Source organism: Streptomyces sp. NPDC006798 (assembly GCF_040635975.1).
Classification (GTDB): Bacteria; Actinomycetota; Actinomycetes; order Streptomycetales; family Streptomycetaceae; genus Streptomyces.
This window is the reverse complement of record NZ_JBEYIS010000002.1, coordinates 156000-174992: the sequence shown is the minus strand read 5'-3', so window position 1 is coordinate 174992 and position 18993 is coordinate 156000. Positions and strand designations below refer to the sequence as shown.

Here is an 18993-nt window from a genome sequence, read left to right as displayed (position 1 = left end):
GCCCTCGACCGTGAGCGGGCCCATCACGACCGGTGCCGGGACGCCCTGACCGCCATGGCCGGTGACGCCGCCGAACGGGTCGTCACCGGGGAGCACGCCTTCGCCTCCGGCGCCGACGCGGAGGTGCTCGGCTGCGAACTCCGCAGCCGGGCCCGTGAACTGGCCGAGGACCCCGGCGGCCCCCTCTTCTTCGGGCGGCTCGACTTCGCCGACGAGCCCGCCGCCGGTGACCACCGGGGCCAGCGCTACTACCTGGGCCGCCGCCGGATCACCGACCCCGGTCCCGGTCCCGAATCCGATACCGGGACCGCGCCGCCGCTGGTGATCGACTGGCGCGCCCCGGTGGCCCGCACCTTCTACCAGGCCGGTCCCCGGGCCGCGTACGGCGTCCGGATCCGCCGCCGGTACGGCTGGGCCCCGCTCGCCACGGGCCTCTCCGGCGAACTGACCGGCTTCGAAGACGAACACCTCGACACCGCCACTGTCGCCGGCGATGCCGGGCAGCCGCTCAGTCCGCTCGTCACGACCGAACTGGAGCGCCCCAGGGTCGGCCCGATGCGCGATATCGCCGCCACCATCCAGCCCGAACAGGACGACCTGGTCCGCTCGGACCTCGCCGACACCGTCTGTGTCCAGGGCGCCCCCGGGACCGGCAAGACCGCCGTCGGCCTGCACCGGGCCGCGTACCTCCTCTACACCCACCCCCGGCGGCTGCGCCGCGGCGGACTTCTGGTCATCGGCCCCAACCGGGCCTTCCTGGGCTACATCGAGCGGGTGCTGCCGTCCCTCGGCGAGACCGGGGTACGCCAGTCGACGCTCGCCGAGGAGATCACCCGCCGCCCGACCCCGGCGACCGCCGCCCCCGTCCCGGACGAGACCCCGGCCGCCGACGACACTCCGGCCGCCGCCGCCGTGAAGCACGACGTACGGATGGCGGACGTGCTGCGCCGCGCCCTGTACGCCCGGGTCGGCGGCCCGCTCCCGGACGGTCCCGGCGCCGGGCTCGTCGTCCCCGACGGCTCGTACCGCTGGCGGATCCCGGCCGAGACCCTGACCCGGATCGTCGCGGAGGTCAGGGCCGAGGAGCCGCCGTACGAGACCGGACGCGAGCGGGTCCGGGACCGGGCCGTCCGGGAGATCCGGCTCGCCGCCGAACGCCGGGCGGGCCCGCGCGGTACCGGATGGGTCCGGCGGATCGAACGGTCCCGGCCGGTCGGCGCGTTCCTCGACGCGGTATGGCCGAGGACGACGCCGGAGGAGGTGCTGACCGCGTTCCTCGCCGATCCGGCGGACCCGGCGCTCGCCCCGGAGGAGCGCGCCGCGATCCACCGCCCGGCCCCGGCCCGTACGGGGGCCGGGACCAAGGTCCGGCCGCCGGTCCGGACCCCGGCCGACCTCGTCCTCCTCGACGAACTCGCCGGGCTGATGGCCCGTCCCGAGGGCTACGGCCATGTCGTCGTCGACGAGGCCCAGGACCTGTCGCCGATGGAGTGCCGGGCGGTCGCCCGCCGTACCGCCTTCGGATCGCTGACCGTCCTCGGCGACCTCGCCCAGGGCACCACCCCCTGGGCCGCCCGTTCCTGGCCCGAGCAACTGGCCCTGCTGGGCCGCCCGGACGCGAAGGTGACGGCGCTGACCACCGGATACCGGGTGCCCGGCGCCGTACTGGAGTACGCGAACCGGCTGCTGGGCTCCCTCATGGTCGACGTACCGCCAGCCCGGTCGGCCCGCCCCGGCGGCGAACTGACGGTCCGGCGGGTGGCCGAGCTGACCGCCGGGGTGGTGACGGCGGTACGGGACGCGCTCGCCCGGGAGGGTTCGGTCGCCGTGATCGCGGACCGCCGGGACACCGCCCGGCTGCGTACGGCACTGACGGCGGCCGGGCTCGGCGGCGGGTCCGGGGCCGGGGCCGGGTCCGGGTTCGGGGACGGCTCGGCCGGCTCGGACGAGCCGGACCGTGTGGCCGTCCTCCCCGCCGACCTCGTGAAAGGTCTTGAGTACGACCATGTCGTCGTCGCCGAGCCCGCGGCGATCGCGGCGGCGGAGGAGCGGGGGCCGCACCGGCTCTACGTGGTCCTCACCCGGGCCGTCTCCCGGCTGACCGTGGTCCACGCCCGGCCGCTGCCGCGCGAACTGGCCGACTGAGGACGAGGAGCGCTCGGGGCTCACCGCCGCCGGGCGCTGCCGGGCCCGCCCCCGCAGCCGCCCCGCCTCCCCCGCCGCCCGGCCCGGTGACGGCCCGTAGCCCCCGCCGTCCGCCGGAGCCCCGCCCGCCCCGCCGCCCTCTCCCTCCGGGGGCGGGATTCCGGACACCCGGTCGACCGGTGGCGGCCCTTCCGTACGGCCGTGCGGTACGTGCGTGTCACATGTACGCCCGACGCCAGCCACCCGCGGCTCGAAGTGGCCGTCTTTACTACGCCAATCAGAGCGACTGTCCACGGCGCGCGGCGCAAATCGAACCCTTCGCAACCCTCCCGCAACCCCCTGGCGGTTACCGCCGTACGACCCCGGGCAGTCCCCCGGCACAACGCGACTTACCGACCGCCCGAACGGGCCCCACCAGCGATTTCGCCCGGCGGCCCGCCGTGCGGTCGCCCGGTCCCGGGAGGCGGTTCGGGGCCGTCGCCCGGCCGGGTCGCGCCGTCGAAGCCTCTACGCACTCCGGGAATGTGGCGGAAAGAACCCATTGGACGATGCCCGGCCCACAAGTACTATGCGCCGTCGTTGATCCATACAGCTAACGCCCCGCGCACTTCCGCGTCCCGTGTGTGATCGTTCGCCGCCAATCGTCGTCTCCGCAATGAGGTGATCCAGGGTGGGACCCCAGTTGACCGTTCCGCCGATCTACGCGCCGATACCTCCGGCGATCCATCCCAGACACGCCGTCATCGACGCGCGCACGGCTGCCTGGGCGGAGTCGTTCGAGATCGGCTCGCCCGAACTGCGCAGCAGACTCGTCCGGCACGACATCGGCACCTTCTGCGCCCGGATCCTGCCCGAGGGGAGGGAGGAGGTGGTGAGCCTCCTCGCCGACTTCGTGCTCTGGCTGTTCGGCGTGGACGACGGCTACTGCGAGGAGAGCGACCTGGGCCACCGGCCCGGCGATCTCGTCGGGGTACTCCATCGGCTGCTGCGGGTCGCCCAGGACCCCGAGGGGCCCTTCCTGCTGGCCGACCCGCTCGCCAACGGGCTGCGCGACCTGCGGGCCCGGATCGACAGATTCGGTACGTACGCCCAGGCCACCCGGTGGGTGGACGCCCTGCGCGAGTACTTCTTCTCGGTGGTCTGGGAGGCCGGCCACCGCCGGGCCGGTACGGTGCCCGGACTCGACGACTACACCCTGATGCGGCTCTACGACGGCGCGGCCACGGTCGTGTTCCCGCTGCTGGAGATGGGCCACGACTACGAGCTGACGCCCCAGGAACGGGACCATCCGGCGACCCGGGCCCTCTGTGAGATGACGTCCTTCATCATCAGCTGGGACAACGACATCTTCTCGCACCACAAGGAGGTGTCCGGCAAGGGCTTCTACCTCAACGCCCTGCGCGTACTCCAGCACCAGGACGGGCTCTCCCCGGACGCCGCGCTCGCCACGGCCATCGCCCAGCGCGACCGGGTGATGTGTCTCTTCCTGCGGCTCCACGAGGACCGGGCCGGGACCGCGAGCCCCCGGCTGCGCCGCTATCTGTCGAGCCTGGGGCACTTCGTCCGGGCCACCCAGGACTGGAGCGTCAGCTCCCGCCGCTACACCACCCCCGAGAACCCGGCCGATCTGCCGAGCAGCTTCCGCAGCACCCCGACGGACGCGGGCACCGAGCCGCTGGACATTCCGGTGATCCGGTGGTGGTGGTCGCTGCTGCCCGATCCCGAAGGAGCCCGGGATGACGAGACGCCGTTACGCAGGCCCGCCGTCGCGGGCCGCTGACCGATCCGCTGCCGAGCCCCGGGCGGGGCCGCACCGTGCGGCCCGCACCCCCGTCGCGGGCCGTACGCGGCGGGCCCGTCACGGGGGTGGGTCCGTATCCGGTGGCCGGTCCGAACCGATCGGCGCGGCCCGGAAACGGCCCCGGCTCCCGTGGCCCCGGCTCCCGTCGTCCGGGTTCCCGCCCTCCGGGGCCTGCCGTTCGGGTCCTACCGCCCGCCGCGCGGCTCGGTGAACCGGATCATGTTCCCGGCGGGGTCCCGGAAAGCGCAGTCGCGGACGCCGTAGGGCTGGTCCATCGGCTCCTGCGCCACCTCGCCGCCCGCCGCCCGGATCTTCTCGAACGTGGCGTCGCAGTCGGCGGTACGGAAGATCACCCCGCGCAGCAGCCCCTTCGCCAGCAGCCCGGCCACCGCCTTCCGGTCGTCGTCCGACGCGCCGGGGTCGGCCAGCGGCGGTTCCAGCACGATCTCCACATCGGGCTGCTCGGGGGAGCCGACGGTCACCCAGCGCATCCCCTCGAAGCCGACGTCGCCCCGGACCTCCAGGCCGAGGGCGTCGCGGTAGAAGGTGAGGGCCTTGTCGTGGTCGTCGACGGCGATGAAGCACTGCGAGAGTTTGATGTCCATGCGTTTCACGCTACGGCCGGGATCCCGCGGACGCTTCTCCGATCCTGACCGGTTGCCCGGCGGGGGCCGCCGCCCCGGCTCCGGCTCCCGCCCCGGTCCCGGCACGCCGTACGGGCCGGGTGCGGATCTTGGCGTAACAGGCGGGTATGTTCGCGCCCGCGCCGTGGTCCCGCGCCCGGTAGGCGCTCGGACTCTCCCCGACCAGCTCGGTGAAGCGGGAGCTGAACGACCCCAGGGACGTGCAGCCCACGGCCATACAGACCTCGGTCACCCCGAGATCCCCCCGCCGCAGCAGCGCCTTGGCCCGCTCGATCCGCCGGGTCATGAGATAGCTGTACGGCGTCTCGCCGTAGGCCGCCCGGAAGCTCCGGGAGAAATGCCCGGCCGACATATGGGCGCCCCTGGCCAGCGCCGGGACGTCCAGAGGCTGCGCGTAGTCGCGGTCCATCACGTCACGGGCGCGGCGCAGCCGGACGAGATCGGCCAGGGGAACACTGGTCATGCCGTCCACGGTAACGACCACGACTGACAATGACCGAAACGCCGGTAAAGCACCGCTTCGACCCGGGTTCCGCTACGTCTCCTACGCCTGCTCCGCCTTCCGCGCGGTCCACTCCAGCCGCTCGCGGTACCGCTCCCACCACGCGGCGTCCCCGTCCGGCACCCCGGCATCGGCCGGGAGCATCCCCACGGAGCCGTCGATCAGCTCCCGGAGGATGTCGGCGTGCCCGGCGTGCCGCTGGGTGTCGGCGACCACCCGGACCAGGGCATGCCGCAGGGTGACCTCGTTCCGTTCCCCGGGCCACCACGGCACCCGTCCTACGGTGTCCAGCGGCAGCGCCGCCACGGTCGCGTCCGCGTGCGCCCACGCCCGCCGGTAGAGCCCGGTGACGAACGCGCGGGACTCGTCGGCGGCGGCCCACATATCGGCATTGGCCTCGGCCCCTTCCGCGACCCACGGCAGCGGTTCGCCGGACGGCCGCCCGAAGGTGTCCCCCAGATAGCCCAGCTCCACGGTGGCCGCGTGTTTCACCAGCCCCAGCAGATTGGTCCCGGTCGGGGTCATGGGCCGCCGGACGTCGTACTCCGGGAGCCCGTCGAGCTTCCACAGCAGGGCTTCGCGGGCGTCCCGCAGATAGCGGAGCAGATCGGCCTTGTCGGCATCCGGAGTGATAGTCATACGAATAGTCTTCCGCCCGTCGATCATCAACTGCCGGTCCTCTCCTGCCAGTCACGCCCCGCCGGTCACGTCCGGGCCGCTCCGCGCTCGGCGGCGTCGGCGAGTACCGACCGCAGCCGGGTCAGGCACTCGGCGACGAAGGCCGGGTAGGTGTTCCAGTAGTACGGGACACCGCTGACGGCGACCGCGACGGCCCAGGCGCGGGCGCGGAGCCAGGTCGTGTCGTCGAGGTCCAGGGCGTCCCAGTAGGACCGGCGCGCATCGGGCGGCAGATCCCAGACCGTGGAGTGCTCGGCGTCGGGGAAGCCGACCGAGAGCCCGCCGAAGTCGATGACCGCGTACAGGGCGCCGCCCCGGACCAGAAGGTTGCTGGGTTTGAGGTCGCCGTGCAGCCAGCCGTGCGGCGCGGTGGGGTCCGGGAGGGCGAGGGCGGCCCGCCACAGCCCCTCCAGGGCGTCGACGTCGAGTCCGTCACCCACGAGGGCCCGGCAGCCGTCGAGGGCCCCGGTGACCGAGGGGTCGCACGGGCCCAGGGTGCCGCCCCGGTACCAGTCGAGGCCGTCGGCCCGTACCGCGCCCATCGGATCGGCGCCGTGCAGCTCCCGTACGAACGCGGCCAGATCGGCCCCGAAGGCGGCCCAGTCGCCGACCGTACCGGGACCGGCCACCTCGCCGTCGATCCAGCGGTAGACCGACCAGGGCAGCGGGAAGGCGGCGCTCGGCGACCCGGCGTGCACGGGCTCGGGCACCGGCCGGGAGAGCAGCGGCGCCAGCCGGGGCAGCCAGCGCTGTTCCTTCCGTACGGCACCGGCGTTGTCGGCCGACCTCGGCAGCCGGACCAGCAGCTCGTCGCCGAGCCGGTACATGGTGTTGTCCGTTCCGGCGCCCGCGGCGGAGAGCGGAAGACCGGCCCACTCCGGCCGTTCGGCCGTCAGCAGGGACCGGACCAGGGCGGTGTCGGCGGGGATCTCGTTCTCGTGCAGCGTCACGGGCGTCCTCGGCTCGCAGGGGTCACCGGGGCAGTCTCATCGCCGGGCGGGGCGGGAGGCCACCGACTTTCCCGGGCGGCGTACGGCCCACCGCACGTCCCGCCACCCGGCCCGGGACAGCGGTACGCCGCCGACACGGCGTTCCGTGTCGGCGGCGTACCCCCTCCGGCTCTCGGCCCAGGGCCGGAATCAGAATCAGAACAGGCCCTTGAACGTGTTCCAGCCCCCGCTGCCGGCCAGTACCCGGCCGCCGTACGCCCCGGCCCCGTTCGCGGAGTACCGCCACAACTTGCCCGTGGTGTCCCGGGCCAGCAGCTCGGGCCGTCCGTCACCGGTGAAGTCGCCGGTGCCGACGACGGCCGAGTAGATGTTCCAGCCGTGGCCGATCCGCTCCCGCGCGGTCACACCGCCGGTCGCGGTCCCGTAGTAGCGCCACAGCACTCCGGCGGAGTCGATCCCGATCAGATCGCCGCGCCCGTCGCCGTTGAGATCACCGGCTCCGGCGATCCGCGGGTACAGCTTCCAGTTGGTTCCGATCCGCTGCCGGGCCTTCACCCGGTGGTCGGCCGTACCGGAGTAGTAGTACATATCGCCGGTGGACTTCTGGCGGGCGATCAGGTCGACGAACCCGTCGCCGTTCGTATCACCGGCCGAGGTGATCCGGTCGTACTGCGCCCAGCCGTTGCCGATCACGGTGTACGGCGAGCCGGCGCCGACGACCTTCCCGCAGCCGGGGCGGTAGGCCCGCAGCTGGTCGCCGACCCGGGCGAGGACGTCCCCGCACTGGTCGCCGTCGACATCGCCGTAGGGGACGAGGACGGTGTCGGCGGGGAAGGCGGTACCCGGGCCGGCCGCTCCGGGGATCCGGGCGGAGAGCCCGCCCGTACCGTTCCCCCGGTAGAGGGAGGCGGCCCCGGCGGAGTCCGTCACCAGCAGATCGCCGTAGCCGTCGGCCCCGGTCATGTCCCGCCATACGGCGGCTCCGCCGCTGACCGTGAGGGCCCCGGAGACCGAGAGGTCGGCGCCCTGCCCGTCGGCGGGCTTCACGGTCAGGGTCCAGTCGTACGCCCCGTTGGGCGCGGGCCGCCCGTTCGCGTCCCGGCCGTCCCACGACGCGTCGACCAGGCCGCGGGCCTCGCCCCCGGTCACCGTACGGACCACCACTCCGGTCCCCTTGTGCCGCAGCGCGAGCGACCAGGAGGCGCCGGGCTTCGACAACCACCACCGGGGCTTCCACACCGCCGAGCCGACCTCGACGGCGGCGGGCACGTCGGCGTCGACGGTCGCGATCCGGGAGGCGGGGACCCCCGACGGGACGATCCGTACCCGCCGGTCCGCGCCCGTGTAGGCGATATGGCCGCCGAAGCGGTCGACGGTCCAGCCGGACCTGCGTACGGTCCGGTCGCCCAGCTCGGCCGCGGTGGCGACCACCCGGCTGGGCAGATCGCGCTCGGCGGCCCCGGCCGGGAAGCCGTTGTGCAGATCGACCAGGGTGAGCCCGGCCGCGTCGGAGCGGCGGACCAGATAGCCGTCGCCGAGCAGGGTCTCGTCGGCGCCGAGCGGCAGGGTCCGCCTGGCCTGCCGGTCGTAGACCCCGGCGCCCTTGAAGTCGTTCCAGTAGTCACCGCACCGGAAGTAGACCCAGCGGCCCACGGCCTGGAGGTCGCGGGCGACACAGCCCGCGTCGAAGGACTCGCCCGCGGCGCCCGTCGCCAGGCTCTCCGCCGCCACCCGGGTCGACACGCCCGAGCCGGTGTTGTTCCACGCCCCGGCGGCGCTCCACAGGGTGTCGCCCCAGACGGAGGCCGCGACCGGGTCCCGCTTCTTCAGGACGCTCCCGGTGGCGCCGTCCTTGAAGTGCAGGACCGCCTGCCGGCCGCCCCAGGCCTGGTCGACGATCCCGTACCGGCCGGACAGGTCGACCAGCTCCGGGCTGCCGAGTCCGGAGGTCACCCGGGGGCCCCAGGCGTCCGAGCCGTTCCGGTAGAGCAGTGTGGCGTCCTGCTCGGTCGCCGCCTTGCGGCCGTGCTGTCCGTCGCCGCCCGCGAACATGGTCACGCAGTAGACGCCGTCGGTGCTGCCGCAGTCGGCGTCGCGGCCGGGCGTGATGGCGTCGACGGTCGACCGCAGCTCCTCCGGCCGGCCGGAGGTCTTGAGCCAGGTGCTGCGGTAGGCGCCGATGTAGGTGTGCGGGCTGTAGAGCCGGGAGTCGTCGGCCGTGGTCAGGATGCCGCTGCCGAGCGAAATGCCCGCGGGCCGCGCCTCCCGGTCCTCGACGTCGGCCAGCCGCTTGCGGGTGATCTTGCCGTCCGGTCCGGTGCTGAAGAGGTAGTGGCCCCAGTCCAGGGCGCCTTCCCAGGTGTGGGTCTCCGCGCCCGTCACCAGGAGCGAGCCGTCGGGCGTGCGGTGTACGGAGGTGGCGGCGACGGCCAGCAGCGCCCTGCGCTCGCCGGCGCCGTCGTGGAAGACGAGTGCATTGCCCCGGTACTCGTTGTTCCCCGGATTGGGCGGGGAGACCGTGACATGGCCACCGGCGAAGGGCCGGACGATGTCGTCGTATCCGCCCAGGTCCCGCAGATCGACGGTGGTCGGCTCCGCGCCGAGATCGTCCCGGCGGTAGACCTGGGCGCTCTGGCTGGACGGGGCACCGTGGTGGAAGACGGTGTCCCGGTCGAACGAGACGCTCTCGCCCGCCGTGGAGAGCGTCTTCAGGGAGCCGGTGGCGAGGTCGACCACCCACCACCCCTGGGACATGGTGGTGTCCACCCACTTGATGCCGCGTACGGCGACGGAACGGGCGTCGCCCTCGCTGATGGTGAGGTTCCAGCCCTCGGGCAGGCCCGTCAGCTTCCGGTCCCGTACCTCCCCGTTCACCAGGTCGAGCAGATGCAGTCCGGTGGTCTCCCGCTCGGTCCCGGTCCGGGTGACGACGGTGTCGCCGTACGTCCCGACGTACGTCTGCCCCTCGGGCAGCGGAATCGTGGCGACGGGGCCGCCGCCACCGGCGCCCCGCTGGAGCGTCACCCGGGGCGACGGGGACTCCGTATGGACGGCGACGGTGTCGGAGCCGTGCCCGAAGTCCTTCGGGTACGAGGCGAACCGGAACCCGTCCACGTCGTAGGCGAGCGGCTCCGGCAGCCGGTGGGCGAGTACGGTCGTCGCCCCGGTGGCGTAGTCGATCCAGCGGAGCCGGTCGTCGCCCTCCTGCGCGGTGAGGAAGCCCGTCTCACCGGCGTTCAGCACGATGGTGGCCCGGGGCACGAACCGCGCGCCCGGGCTGACGACCACGGGACCGGCGGAGCTGCCGCCGGTCCCGGTGGATCCGGTGCCGGAACCGGCGGCGACGGCGGTCCCCGCCGTCGCGCCGATCCCGGCGGTCACGGCGAGCGCGACGGTGAGAGCGATAGGTCTGGCCAGGCGCCGACGACGCGAGGCCCGCTGGTCCGGCGGACGAGTCATGAAAGTGGTCCCTCCCCAGGGCAACCGGCGCGAGGGGGGCAGTGGAATCGGCCAACTCCCCAGCGCGAGCAGCGCGACATTAGCAGGGTGCGAATATCGCGCGACACCCGGTTTCGAACGGGTTCAAGACCCCTGCGGCCTCGGCGCCCGACCGGAGATGACCTGCGGGGCTGCTGCGGCGGCCGTCGGCACCCCGCCCGCGCCGGGTCCGACTCCGGGTCCGACTCCGGGTCCGACGCGTTTCGGCCACGAGCGTGCCCGTCCTTTCTCGGCCCGAACCGGAACGGACAGCGGCGGAACGGACGGCGGCGGAACGGACGGCGCCGGGTCGCGGGCCGTGCCGCGGGCTGTGCCGCAGCGCCCGGAGCCGTAGCGGAACCCGCCCCCGGCCCGGCCCTTTCGACCTGCCGGGCGAGCCGGTACTCCTCGGCCGCGCGGATGAGTTCCCGGGAGCGGATCCGGTGCCAAACGGCGTAGCCGCCGCTCACCCCGGCCGCCGGGACTCCACGACGTCGGCGACCACACAGCTGATGTTGTCGGGTCCGCCGGAGCCGTTGGCGAGATCCACCAGCTCACGGACGGTCGGCCCGGGCTCCCCGGCCCCGGACAGCACCCGGTGGATCTCCCCCTCCGGCACGACGGCGGACAGCCCGTCCGAGCAGAGCAGATACCGGTCCCCCAGCCGGACCTCGTGCAGCCGCAGCTCGGCGGTGCCGTCGGCGCCCCGGCCCAGCGCCCGGGCCAGCAGCGACCGCTGGGGATGCGAGTCGGCCTCCTCCGGGCTGAGCCGCCCCTCGTCGACCATCGCCTGCACCACGGTGTGGTCATGGGTGATCCGGAACAGCTCGCCGTCCCGCAGGAGATAGGCACGTGAGTCACCGATATGGACGAGGGCCAGCCGGGACCCGGTCCAGAACATCGCGGTGAGGGTGGTCCCCGCCTCCCCGGCGACGCCGTCGACGGCCCGCTTCGCCTCCGCCACGGTGTCTTCGAGGACATTGAGCAGACCGCCCACCGGTACGCCGTCGGCTTCGAGGCGCTTGAACACGCCGACGGCGGCGGCGCTCGCGGGAGCCCCGCCGCCGCCGTACCCGTCGGCGACCGCGAGCAGCCGCGCCCCGGCGTACGCGGTGTCCTGATTGCCCGCCCGTACCAGGCCCTTGTCGGACAGGGCGGCGTAACGGAGTTCACGTGGTTCGGGTGTCGTCACCATGGCGGAGTCCTTCCGGGACAGATGATCGACGAGGAAGTCGGCGAGATCCCGCCGGGCCGCGGTATCGGCCTCGACCCGGGCCCAGAACGCCCGGACCTCCAGCGCGGCCGCCCCCGCGTCCAACGTCCGGACGTGCCGGATCCGGGCCAGCGGCATCCCCAGCCGCCGCAACCAGGCGACCAGCCGGGCCTGTTCCAACTGCTCCGGCGCGTAGAACCGGTAACCGGTCACCGGATCGACCCGTACCGGCGTCAGCAGCCCCAACTCGTCATAGAGCCGCAACGCCTTCGGCGACAGCCGGGACGCCTTCGCGAACGCCCCGATGGTCCACAGCCCCATCCCGCCCTCCTCGCACCGGGCCCGTCGCCCGGCTCCACCGATGCTGCGGCTTCCCCGAGGGTGAAGGTCAACTGCCGGACTGCCGGACTGCCGGACTGCCGGACTGCCGGACTGCCGGGCCCGGACCCCGTGACTTCCGGGCACTGGCCTGTGGTCGGAAGCTGCCGGCGGGAGGGCTTCCGGTGTCCGTAACGCCGGGCAGGGGCCCGGATCCCGGCTGTGCGCCGACGAGCCGGGACCGCAGCCGTCAGCCGAGAGCGTCGAGCAACTCGCGCTCACGCCCGAGGCTGAGGCCCGCGCGCCTCGTACGGTCCAGACCTTGTTCGCGTTCCCAGCGCAGAGTGTCGGCGAGCATCTCCGCCCGGGGCCGATGACGCAGCCCCGCGGCACGCGCCGCGGAGCCGTTCCGGGCCGACCATCCTTCCCAGCCCGGCTCGACCAGCCACATCGGCAGTGACTCGGGCCCCATGTACTGGGCCACGCCGTTCGCGAGCAGCCATGCCGAGTCGGCGGTGATCACCGGACCGGTGTGCCCGCCGACACCGCGGCACAGCTCGACCCATTCCCCGAACGGAACGACCGGACCGACGGCGTCGTACGTGCCGACGCTCCCCGTCTCCGCGGCGTCGAGCAGCCAGCCGGCGAGGTCCCGCACATCGACCACCTGTGTCGGCATGGCCGGTGTGCCGGGAACCAGCAGCGGCCCTCGCGGATCGTGCGCGGCCCGCGCCACCCAGTAGCCCGAGCGCCCACTGCCGTCGCCCGGGCCGCCGATGAGACCGGCGCGTGCGATGAGGAGACGGTCGCCCACGACGGCCGTGGACGCCTGCTCGCAGGCGACCTTCGCCTCGCCGTACAGCCCGCGGTCGACCTCGCTCCGGTCGGTGGCGGCAAGGAGGGCTGTGGACTCGTCCGCGCCCGGCGTGGCATGGGAGGCGTAGGCGCTGACGGAGGAGACATAGGTCCAGTGCCCGGCCCTGCCGCCCAGCGCGTCGAGCGCCTTCCGAACGAAGCCCGGCTGCCATGACACCTCGACGACCGCGTCCCACTCGCGGTCGAGGAGTGGCGCGTACGCCGAGGGATCACGTCGGTCGGCGGCCACCAGCACTGCCCCGTCCGCGACTTCCCCGCTCTCGCCACGGGCGAGGCACGTCACCCGATGACCGCGCCCGATCGCCTGCCGCGACAATTCCCGGCCCACCCAGGCCGTCCCACCGAGAACCAAGATCTCCATATCGACAGCAGAACACCGCGAACGCCGAGAACCCAGAGGGGTTCGCCGACGGCGGATCCGATGCCGTCGACATCACTCGGATTCGTCGGTGGGGTGGAGAACGGCTTCGGCGATGGCGCGGACGCGCTCCATGGTGATGCCGGTCCGCTGTTCGACCGCGAGAGGATGGTCCGTCGGCTCCAGCTCGATGAAGGGACGCTGTCCGACCGGGCGGGTGTGGACGTGGGTCTTCAAGTTGATGGTGCTGGGCGAGTAGAGGAAGAGGTCGGTGGACAGCCACCCGAAGTACGGTTCCTCGGATTCCCGTCCCTCGGTCTCCCAAAGGTCTGCGGATCGGGAGAAGTTGTCGCGGCTGAGGGAGACCCACGCGGCCCAGGAGAAGACCTCGTCGCTGCCGATGATCGGGATCTCCACCAGGCCTTTGACGAAGTAGTGCTGTGCCTGGATCACGCACTGATCCGATGAGAGAAGGCAGTCCGCGGAGTCGGCGAAGCCCGGGTCCCAGACGTACGGGGCGTCGGCCGAGTAGTTCATCGGAAGCTCGGCATGGCTGCTGCCGCAGCACGAGCAGGAGAATCCGAGGTCGCTGGTCATGACCGGAGCCTAATGACCGACCCCGTACCGCCGCTGTCGACCCTGTGTCCGCGAGGGCGGAGGCGGCTCACCGTGCGGGTGCCGGGGAACGCTTCAAGATCCGTATCCGTCGGGATCGGGTACCGCGGCCCGCTGGAACGCGGCGAGGCACGTCGGCCCGATCGGGCCCGTGTTGCGTAGCGCACTATTGCAAGCATCTGCTTGCAATAGTTAGCAGGGCTGGGGCACGATCGAACCATGGCATCACTCAATGTCGGCAATCTCGGCGAGTACCTCCGCGAGCAGCGGCGCAGTGCGCAGCTGTCCCTGCGGCAGCTCGCCGATGCCGCCGGGGTGTCGAATCCGTATCTGAGCCAGATCGAGCGAGGGCTGCGCAAGCCGAGCGCGGAGGTGCTCCAGCAGGTCGCCAAGGCGCTGCGGATCTCCGCCGAGACGCTGTACGTGCGGGCCGGGATTCTCGACGAGCGGGACCGGGACGAGCTGGAGACCCGGTCGGTGATCATCGCCGACCCCTCCATAGACGAGCGGCAGAAGGCCGTTCTGCTCCAGATCTACGAGTCCTTCCGCAAGGAGAACGGGTTCGAGGTCACGGACGGTCCGGATGCCGCCGACCCCGCAGCGACGGACGCCTCGACGGGCGCGGACGTCGTGGAGGACCGGCCGGGGACCCGGGGCTCCCGGGACCCGCTGGAGAAGCCCGCCGAAGCCGAAGCGGACGGGAGCCGCCGGGGCGGACGGCAGCGCGGTGGCCGCGCCGCCGATACGCCCCCGGGCTCCGACGGAGCCGCCTGAAACCGCCAGCCCCGCGTTCCGGGAGGACCACCCATGGCCATCACCGACGACCTGCGTGAACTGCGTAAGAACCTCAGCGACCCCACCCCCCTCTACTTCGCCGCCGGTACGGCCGATCTCGCCGTCCAGCAGGCCCTGAAGGTGCCTGCCCTGCTGGAGCAGCTGGCCGCCGAGGCGCCGGAGCGGATCGAGGGGATCCGCAACGATCTGAACGAGCTGCGCAATACCGACCCCAAGGCCGTCCAGGACCGGGTCTCCGGCCAGGCCAAGGAGGCCCAGGCCACCGTTTCGGCCAAGGTCAACGAGGTCATCGGCGGCTTCGGGAGCCTCGGCGGCTTCGATGACGAGCTGCGGAAGTTCGGCGAGAACGCCCAGGACCTGGCCCTGCGCGGGGTCGGCGTCGCCGCCGAGTACGCCGTCAGGGCCCGGGAGACGTACGAGCGCGTCGCCGAGCACGGTGAGCAGACCGTACGGTCCTGGCGCGGCGAGGCCGCCGAGGAGATCACCGAGATCGCGGTCGCCGTCGAGCCGGAGCCCGCGCCCGCCGCCCCCGCGCCGAAACGGCGTCCGAGGGCCGCCGGAGCCGCCGGGACCCGGCCCGCCGCCGCCCGGCCGCGGACCCGCTCCCCGAAGGCCGAGCCGGGTACGGCCGCCGGTGCCGAGGGCGCCGGCGAGGCCGGGAAGGCCGAGCGGCCCAAGGGTGCCGCCGCGAAGAAGACCCCGGCCCCCCGCCGGGCCCCCGCCGCCCGCAAGACGGCCGGAAAGAAGACACCGCCGCCCGCGGAGTGACTCAAACGGGTGTACGAGAACGCGGACCGGGCACGTTTGAGGCGTCCGGTCCGCTCCCCGCCCCCGCCGGGTACGGTTGTCGGGAGGGCACTACATTCATCGACCCCCTAGGCGGTGCCACGCATGCTGCGCGCGAACTTCGATCTGACCCTGTGGTTCTTTCTCTACTGGGTCTTCCTGGGCACCGCCGTGGTCGCCCTGGTGATGGCAGCCATGACGCGTGAGGACGCCTTCCGCGCCGCCGACAAGAAGACCAAGCCGTTCTGGCTGATCATCCTGGGCGTCACGGTGCTGGTGAATCTCCTGCTGCCGTCCATGCTCTTCCTGAAGCTGATCGGGCTGGTCGCCACGATCGTCTTCTTCGTGGACGTCCGGCCCGCGGTCCAGCAGGTCACCGGCGGCGGACGGCGGCGCGGCGGCGGATCCAGCAGCGACGGACCGTACGGGCCGTACAACGGCGGCCGATAACCCTCGGGGCGGTTCCGTACCGAGAAGCATCAACGCACGCGCGTACAGGGCCCGGGTTCGCCCGGGCCCTCGCCGTTTCCCGGCCCCGGCCCCGTAGGGGCGTCCTCAGCCCCGGCTCAGCAGCAGGACGGCCAGGTCGTCCGTCAGCTCCCCGCCGTTCAGCGCCCGGGCCTCCTCGACCGCCGTCTCCAGCAGGTCCTCGCCCTCGTGGCCCGCCGCGAGCTGCCGCGTGATCATCGACTGAAGACCCTCCTGGCCCAGCCGGGTCCGCTCGCCCGGTCCGGTCCGGCCCTCGATCAGCCCGTCCGTGTACAGCAGCAGTGACCAGGCCCCGCCCAGGGTGATCTGGTGGCGCGGCCAGCGGGCCCGGGGCAGCAGCCCGAGCGCCGGTCCGCCGTCCTCGGGCGGCAGCAGCTGGGCCGCCCGGCCGCTCCGGATGACCAGCGGCGACGGATGGCCCGCGAGGCAGATCCCGGCCCGGCGGCCGTCGGGGGCGATATCGATCGCGCAGAGCGTCGCGAAGATCTCGTCGCTCTCCCGCTCGTGCTCCAGCACCCGCTGGAGCGTCGACAGCAGCTCGTCCCCGCACAGGCCCGCGAAGGTCAGGGCCCGCCAGGCTATCCGCAGCTCCACCCCGAGCGCCGCCTCGTCCGGGCCGTGGCCGCAGACGTCGCCGATCATGGCGTGGACCGTGCCGTCCGGGGTGCGGACCGTGTCGTAGAAGTCCCCGCCGAGCAGTGCGCGGGAGCGGCCGGGCCGATAGCGGGAGGCGAACCGCAGCTCCGAGCCCTCCAGCAGGGGCGTGGGCAGCAGCCCCCGCTCCAGCCGGGCGTTCTCCTGGGCCCGCAGCCGGGACTCGGCGAGCTTCATCTGGGCGGTGTCGGCGCGCTTGCGCTCGACCGCGTACCGCACCGTACGGCTCAGCAGCCGGCCGTCCAGCTCGTCCCGGAAGAGATGGTCCTGCGCCCCCAGCCGGACCGCCGCCGCCGCGCGCTCGCCGTCCCCGGAGGTGGTCAGGGCGAGTACGGCGTGCCGGGGCGCGATCCGCAGTACGTGCCGGAGCGGGCCGAGTCCGTCGGCGGTGGCCGCCCCGCTCCCGCCGGTCCCGCCGCTGGAGAGCGCCAGGTCGAGCAGTACGCAGTGCACGTCGTCCGTGAGCAGTCGCTCCGCCTCGGTGAGGTTCCGCGCGGTCCGGATCCGTACCCGGGTCGTCGTACCGCCGCCCGACTCCGTCAGCTCGGGGACGGAGAACGTGCCCGCGGGGTCGTCCTCGATGACCAGCAGGGTGAGCTGGGTCGGCTCGGCCCCGCTCACGGCACCGGGAACGGCCCCGCAGCCCGGGGCGTCCAAGGCATCCACGGCGGGCACGGCGCTCCCGGTTTCCGCCGGGCCGGGGTCACCGGTGCCGTGCGGATCACCGTCGGCGGGCGACCGCGCCGGCACGGGCGCACTGTTCTCCGTGACCGAGGCGCTCCTCTGTCGCGGTACTGGTACGGGCATGGGTCCGGTTTCCTTTCCCTCCCCCGAGGGCGCGACGGGCCGACGATCGACGGTCCGCCGACGGGGACCATAGCGGTAGCGCGCGGCACAGCGGAATGCCGTGACCGGGAGGACGGGGGCCATCTTCCCGCCGGGTACGGCAACTTGGCCCCGCCTCCATGAGATACATCACGCGATACGCCCCGCCGTGAGTGACACGCCCCACGCGCCCCACCAGCCCCGCCGGACAGGATTTTCGCGCCCCGCGCACCCCTTCCGTCCCCATCTGCCCCGATGCGCCCTCCACGCCATCGGCTCCCTTCGGCCCCTTCAGCCCCTTCGACCTCTTCAGGCCCTTCGGCGCCACGGCTCGTCTCGGCTCCGTACCGGCCGCGCCCGCGCGGGCGCCGGTCCGCTACGGCTCAGCCGCGCGCCCGCCGCGTCCCGCTACGCCCCCGGGCGGACCACGCCCAGGATTTTGTTGGCGCCGGCGCCCGTGACGGTGATCGCGCGCCCGGGGCGCGGGGCGTGGACGATCTTGCCGTCGCCTATGTACATCCCGACATGGCTGGCGTCGTCGTGGTAGACGATCAGGTCGCCGGGGCGCATTTCCCCGATGCCGATCCGCTTCAGCTGGCGCCACTGCTCCTGGGACGTCCGCGGTATCGGCACCCCGGCCGCCGCCCACGCCTTGGACGTCAGCCCCGAGCAGTCGTACGACCCCGGGCCCTCGGCGCCCCATTCGTACGGCAGCCCGACCTGGGCGAGGGCGAACTCCACGGCCCGGCCGCCCTCGGCCGTGATCGTCCCCTCGACCCGCTGGAGCGCCCCGGACCGCAGCCAGTCGCTCTGGGCCCGGTCGGCCGCCTGCTTCTCCAGCTCCAGCAGTCCGGCCTTCTCCTCCTTCGCCAGCCGGTCCTCGATCTTCTTCGCCTCGGCGATCTTCGCGGCGATCCGCTTCTTGGCGTCCGCCATCCGGAGCCGCTCGGTCTCCAGCCGCTTCCACTGCGTGCTCGCGTTCGTCGCGTACGCGTCCAGCTCGGTCTGGGCCTGCTCCAGATTGCCGAGCAGGTCCTTGGTCGCCTTCTGGCCCTGGAGCAGCCGGTTCCCCTCGTCGAGGAAGGTCCGGGGGTCGTTCGCCAGCAGGAACCGGGCCTGGGGCGGCATTCCGCCCGTCCGGTACTGGAACCGGGCCGCCGCCCCGGCCGCGGCCCGCAGATCGTCGATACGCTCCTGGGCCCGCGCGGCGTCCTTCCCGAGCCGGGCTATCTCCGCGGACTGCCGCTCGGCCCGCTCCTCCGCCAGGTTGTACGCGTCGGTCGCGGACACGGCCTGGTGATAGAGGTCCTCTATCTCGACCCGGATCTGCTCCAGGGTCTTGCCGCCGATGCCTGCGCCCGTCCCCGTACCGCTGCCCGCCCCGGCCCCCGTCCCCGCCGGGCCGCCGGTCGCCCCGCCGACCGAGCCGGGGACTCTCGGGGCCACCGGGGGAGTCGGCTCGCCCGGCGCCGCGAAGGCCGTCGCGGTCGAGGCCGCCGACAGCGTCAGCGCGCTGACCAGCACGGCCGCCGCCGCGGCCCAGAGTCGTCGCGTCACGATTCCCCCTCTTGATCCTGCTCCCGCATACGTCCGGACGTCCGCACGCCTCGTCGCGCGCACCACACCCGACCAAGCCTGATTCGCCGTCAGTGACACTCCGGCGCTGCCGTGATGGCGCCACGGCCCCACCGGAACGGACGGGGATCCCGACCTGGAGGACCGCAGCCGGGGAGCGCCCCCGGAGCCGACGACCCGTCAAGCCGCGCCCCCCTTCGGGCCCCCTTCTCCGCCGCCGTCCCACCGCGAAGCGATTCCCTGTCACCTTCCATACGCCTCGCACCCCACCAGGGTTCCCGCCCCACCCGCA

The 18993-nt window shown here is 73.4% G+C and carries 15 protein-coding genes; 5 read left to right on the top strand and 10 right to left on the bottom strand.

Annotated elements, in window-relative coordinates; genetic code table 11:
• The first annotated feature begins 54 nt into the window (after positions 1-54).
• Entirely contained in the window at positions 55-2145 is a 2091-nt protein-coding gene (locus ABZ714_RS01970; RefSeq protein WP_358823242.1) for an AAA family ATPase, read from the top strand.
• Positions 2146-2815: 670 nt separating this feature from the next.
• Positions 2816-3925 (top strand): selina-4(15),7(11)-diene synthase, encoded by a 1110-nt coding sequence (locus tag ABZ714_RS01965; protein WP_358823157.1) that lies wholly within the window; start codon positions 2816-2818, stop codon positions 3923-3925.
• Positions 3926-4131: 206 nt separating this feature from the next.
• Here the strand turns inward: ABZ714_RS01965 and ABZ714_RS01960 are convergent, their stop codons facing one another.
• From ABZ714_RS01960 to ABZ714_RS01925, 8 genes are all read right to left on the bottom strand, one after another.
• Positions 4132-4551, bottom strand: coding sequence for a VOC family protein (locus ABZ714_RS01960; RefSeq protein WP_358823156.1), 420 nt, complete (start codon positions 4549-4551; stop codon positions 4132-4134).
• Between the two features lie 10 nt (positions 4552-4561).
• Complete coding sequence (locus tag ABZ714_RS01955; protein ID WP_358823155.1) at positions 4562-5053, bottom strand: helix-turn-helix transcriptional regulator; 492 nt, start codon at positions 5051-5053, stop codon at positions 4562-4564.
• 81 nt (positions 5054-5134) lie between these two features.
• Positions 5135-5731 (bottom strand): DinB family protein, encoded by a 597-nt coding sequence (locus ABZ714_RS01950; protein WP_358823154.1) that lies wholly within the window; start codon positions 5729-5731, stop codon positions 5135-5137.
• Between the two features lie 65 nt (positions 5732-5796).
• Positions 5797-6720 (bottom strand): aminoglycoside phosphotransferase family protein, encoded by a 924-nt coding sequence (locus tag ABZ714_RS01945; protein WP_358823153.1) that lies wholly within the window; start codon positions 6718-6720, stop codon positions 5797-5799.
• Positions 6721-6915: 195 nt separating this feature from the next.
• Positions 6916-10179, bottom strand: a complete 3264-nt coding sequence (locus ABZ714_RS01940) for an FG-GAP-like repeat-containing protein (protein ID WP_358823152.1) — start codon at positions 10177-10179, stop codon at positions 6916-6918.
• Positions 10180-10663: 484 nt separating this feature from the next.
• A complete protein-coding gene (locus tag ABZ714_RS01935; RefSeq protein ID WP_358823151.1) occupies positions 10664-11731 on the bottom strand; it encodes a MerR family transcriptional regulator in 1068 nt (355 codons plus the stop codon).
• A 247-nt stretch (positions 11732-11978) separates the two neighbouring features.
• Positions 11979-12965: an NAD-dependent epimerase/dehydratase family protein gene (locus ABZ714_RS01930; RefSeq protein ID WP_358823150.1), complete on the bottom strand. Its 987-nt coding sequence runs from the start codon at positions 12963-12965 to the stop codon at positions 11979-11981.
• A gap of 72 nt (positions 12966-13037) precedes the next feature.
• Positions 13038-13499 carry a DUF2199 domain-containing protein gene (locus ABZ714_RS01925; protein WP_358823241.1) on the bottom strand — a complete coding sequence of 154 codons (462 nt, stop codon included), beginning with the start codon at positions 13497-13499 and terminating at the stop codon, positions 13038-13040.
• Between the two features lie 297 nt (positions 13500-13796).
• On the opposite strand from ABZ714_RS01925, the gene ABZ714_RS01920 reads away from it, so the two are divergent.
• The 3 genes from ABZ714_RS01920 (at position 13797) to ABZ714_RS01910 (ending at position 15608) form a co-directional block, all read left to right on the top strand.
• Positions 13797-14351, top strand: a complete 555-nt coding sequence (locus tag ABZ714_RS01920; protein ID WP_358823149.1) for a helix-turn-helix transcriptional regulator — start codon at positions 13797-13799, stop codon at positions 14349-14351.
• 33 nt (positions 14352-14384) lie between these two features.
• Positions 14385-15140 (top strand): hypothetical protein, encoded by a 756-nt coding sequence (locus ABZ714_RS01915; RefSeq protein ID WP_358823148.1) that lies wholly within the window; start codon positions 14385-14387, stop codon positions 15138-15140.
• A gap of 123 nt (positions 15141-15263) precedes the next feature.
• Positions 15264-15608, top strand: a complete 345-nt coding sequence (locus ABZ714_RS01910; protein ID WP_358823147.1) for a DUF2516 family protein — start codon at positions 15264-15266, stop codon at positions 15606-15608.
• Positions 15609-15713: 105 nt separating this feature from the next.
• Here the strand turns inward: ABZ714_RS01910 and ABZ714_RS01905 are convergent, their stop codons facing one another.
• Together ABZ714_RS01905 and ABZ714_RS01900 are read right to left on the bottom strand one after the other, a co-directional pair.
• Positions 15714-17108 (bottom strand): fused response regulator/phosphatase, encoded by a 1395-nt coding sequence (locus tag ABZ714_RS01905; RefSeq protein WP_358823146.1) that lies wholly within the window; start codon positions 17106-17108, stop codon positions 15714-15716.
• 426 nt (positions 17109-17534) lie between these two features.
• The gene (locus ABZ714_RS01900) at positions 17535-18683 is read right to left on the bottom strand and encodes an NlpC/P60 family protein (protein WP_358823145.1); all 1149 of its coding nucleotides are present in this window, start codon (positions 18681-18683) and stop codon (positions 17535-17537) included.
• Between the last annotated feature and the right edge of the window lie 310 nt (positions 18684-18993).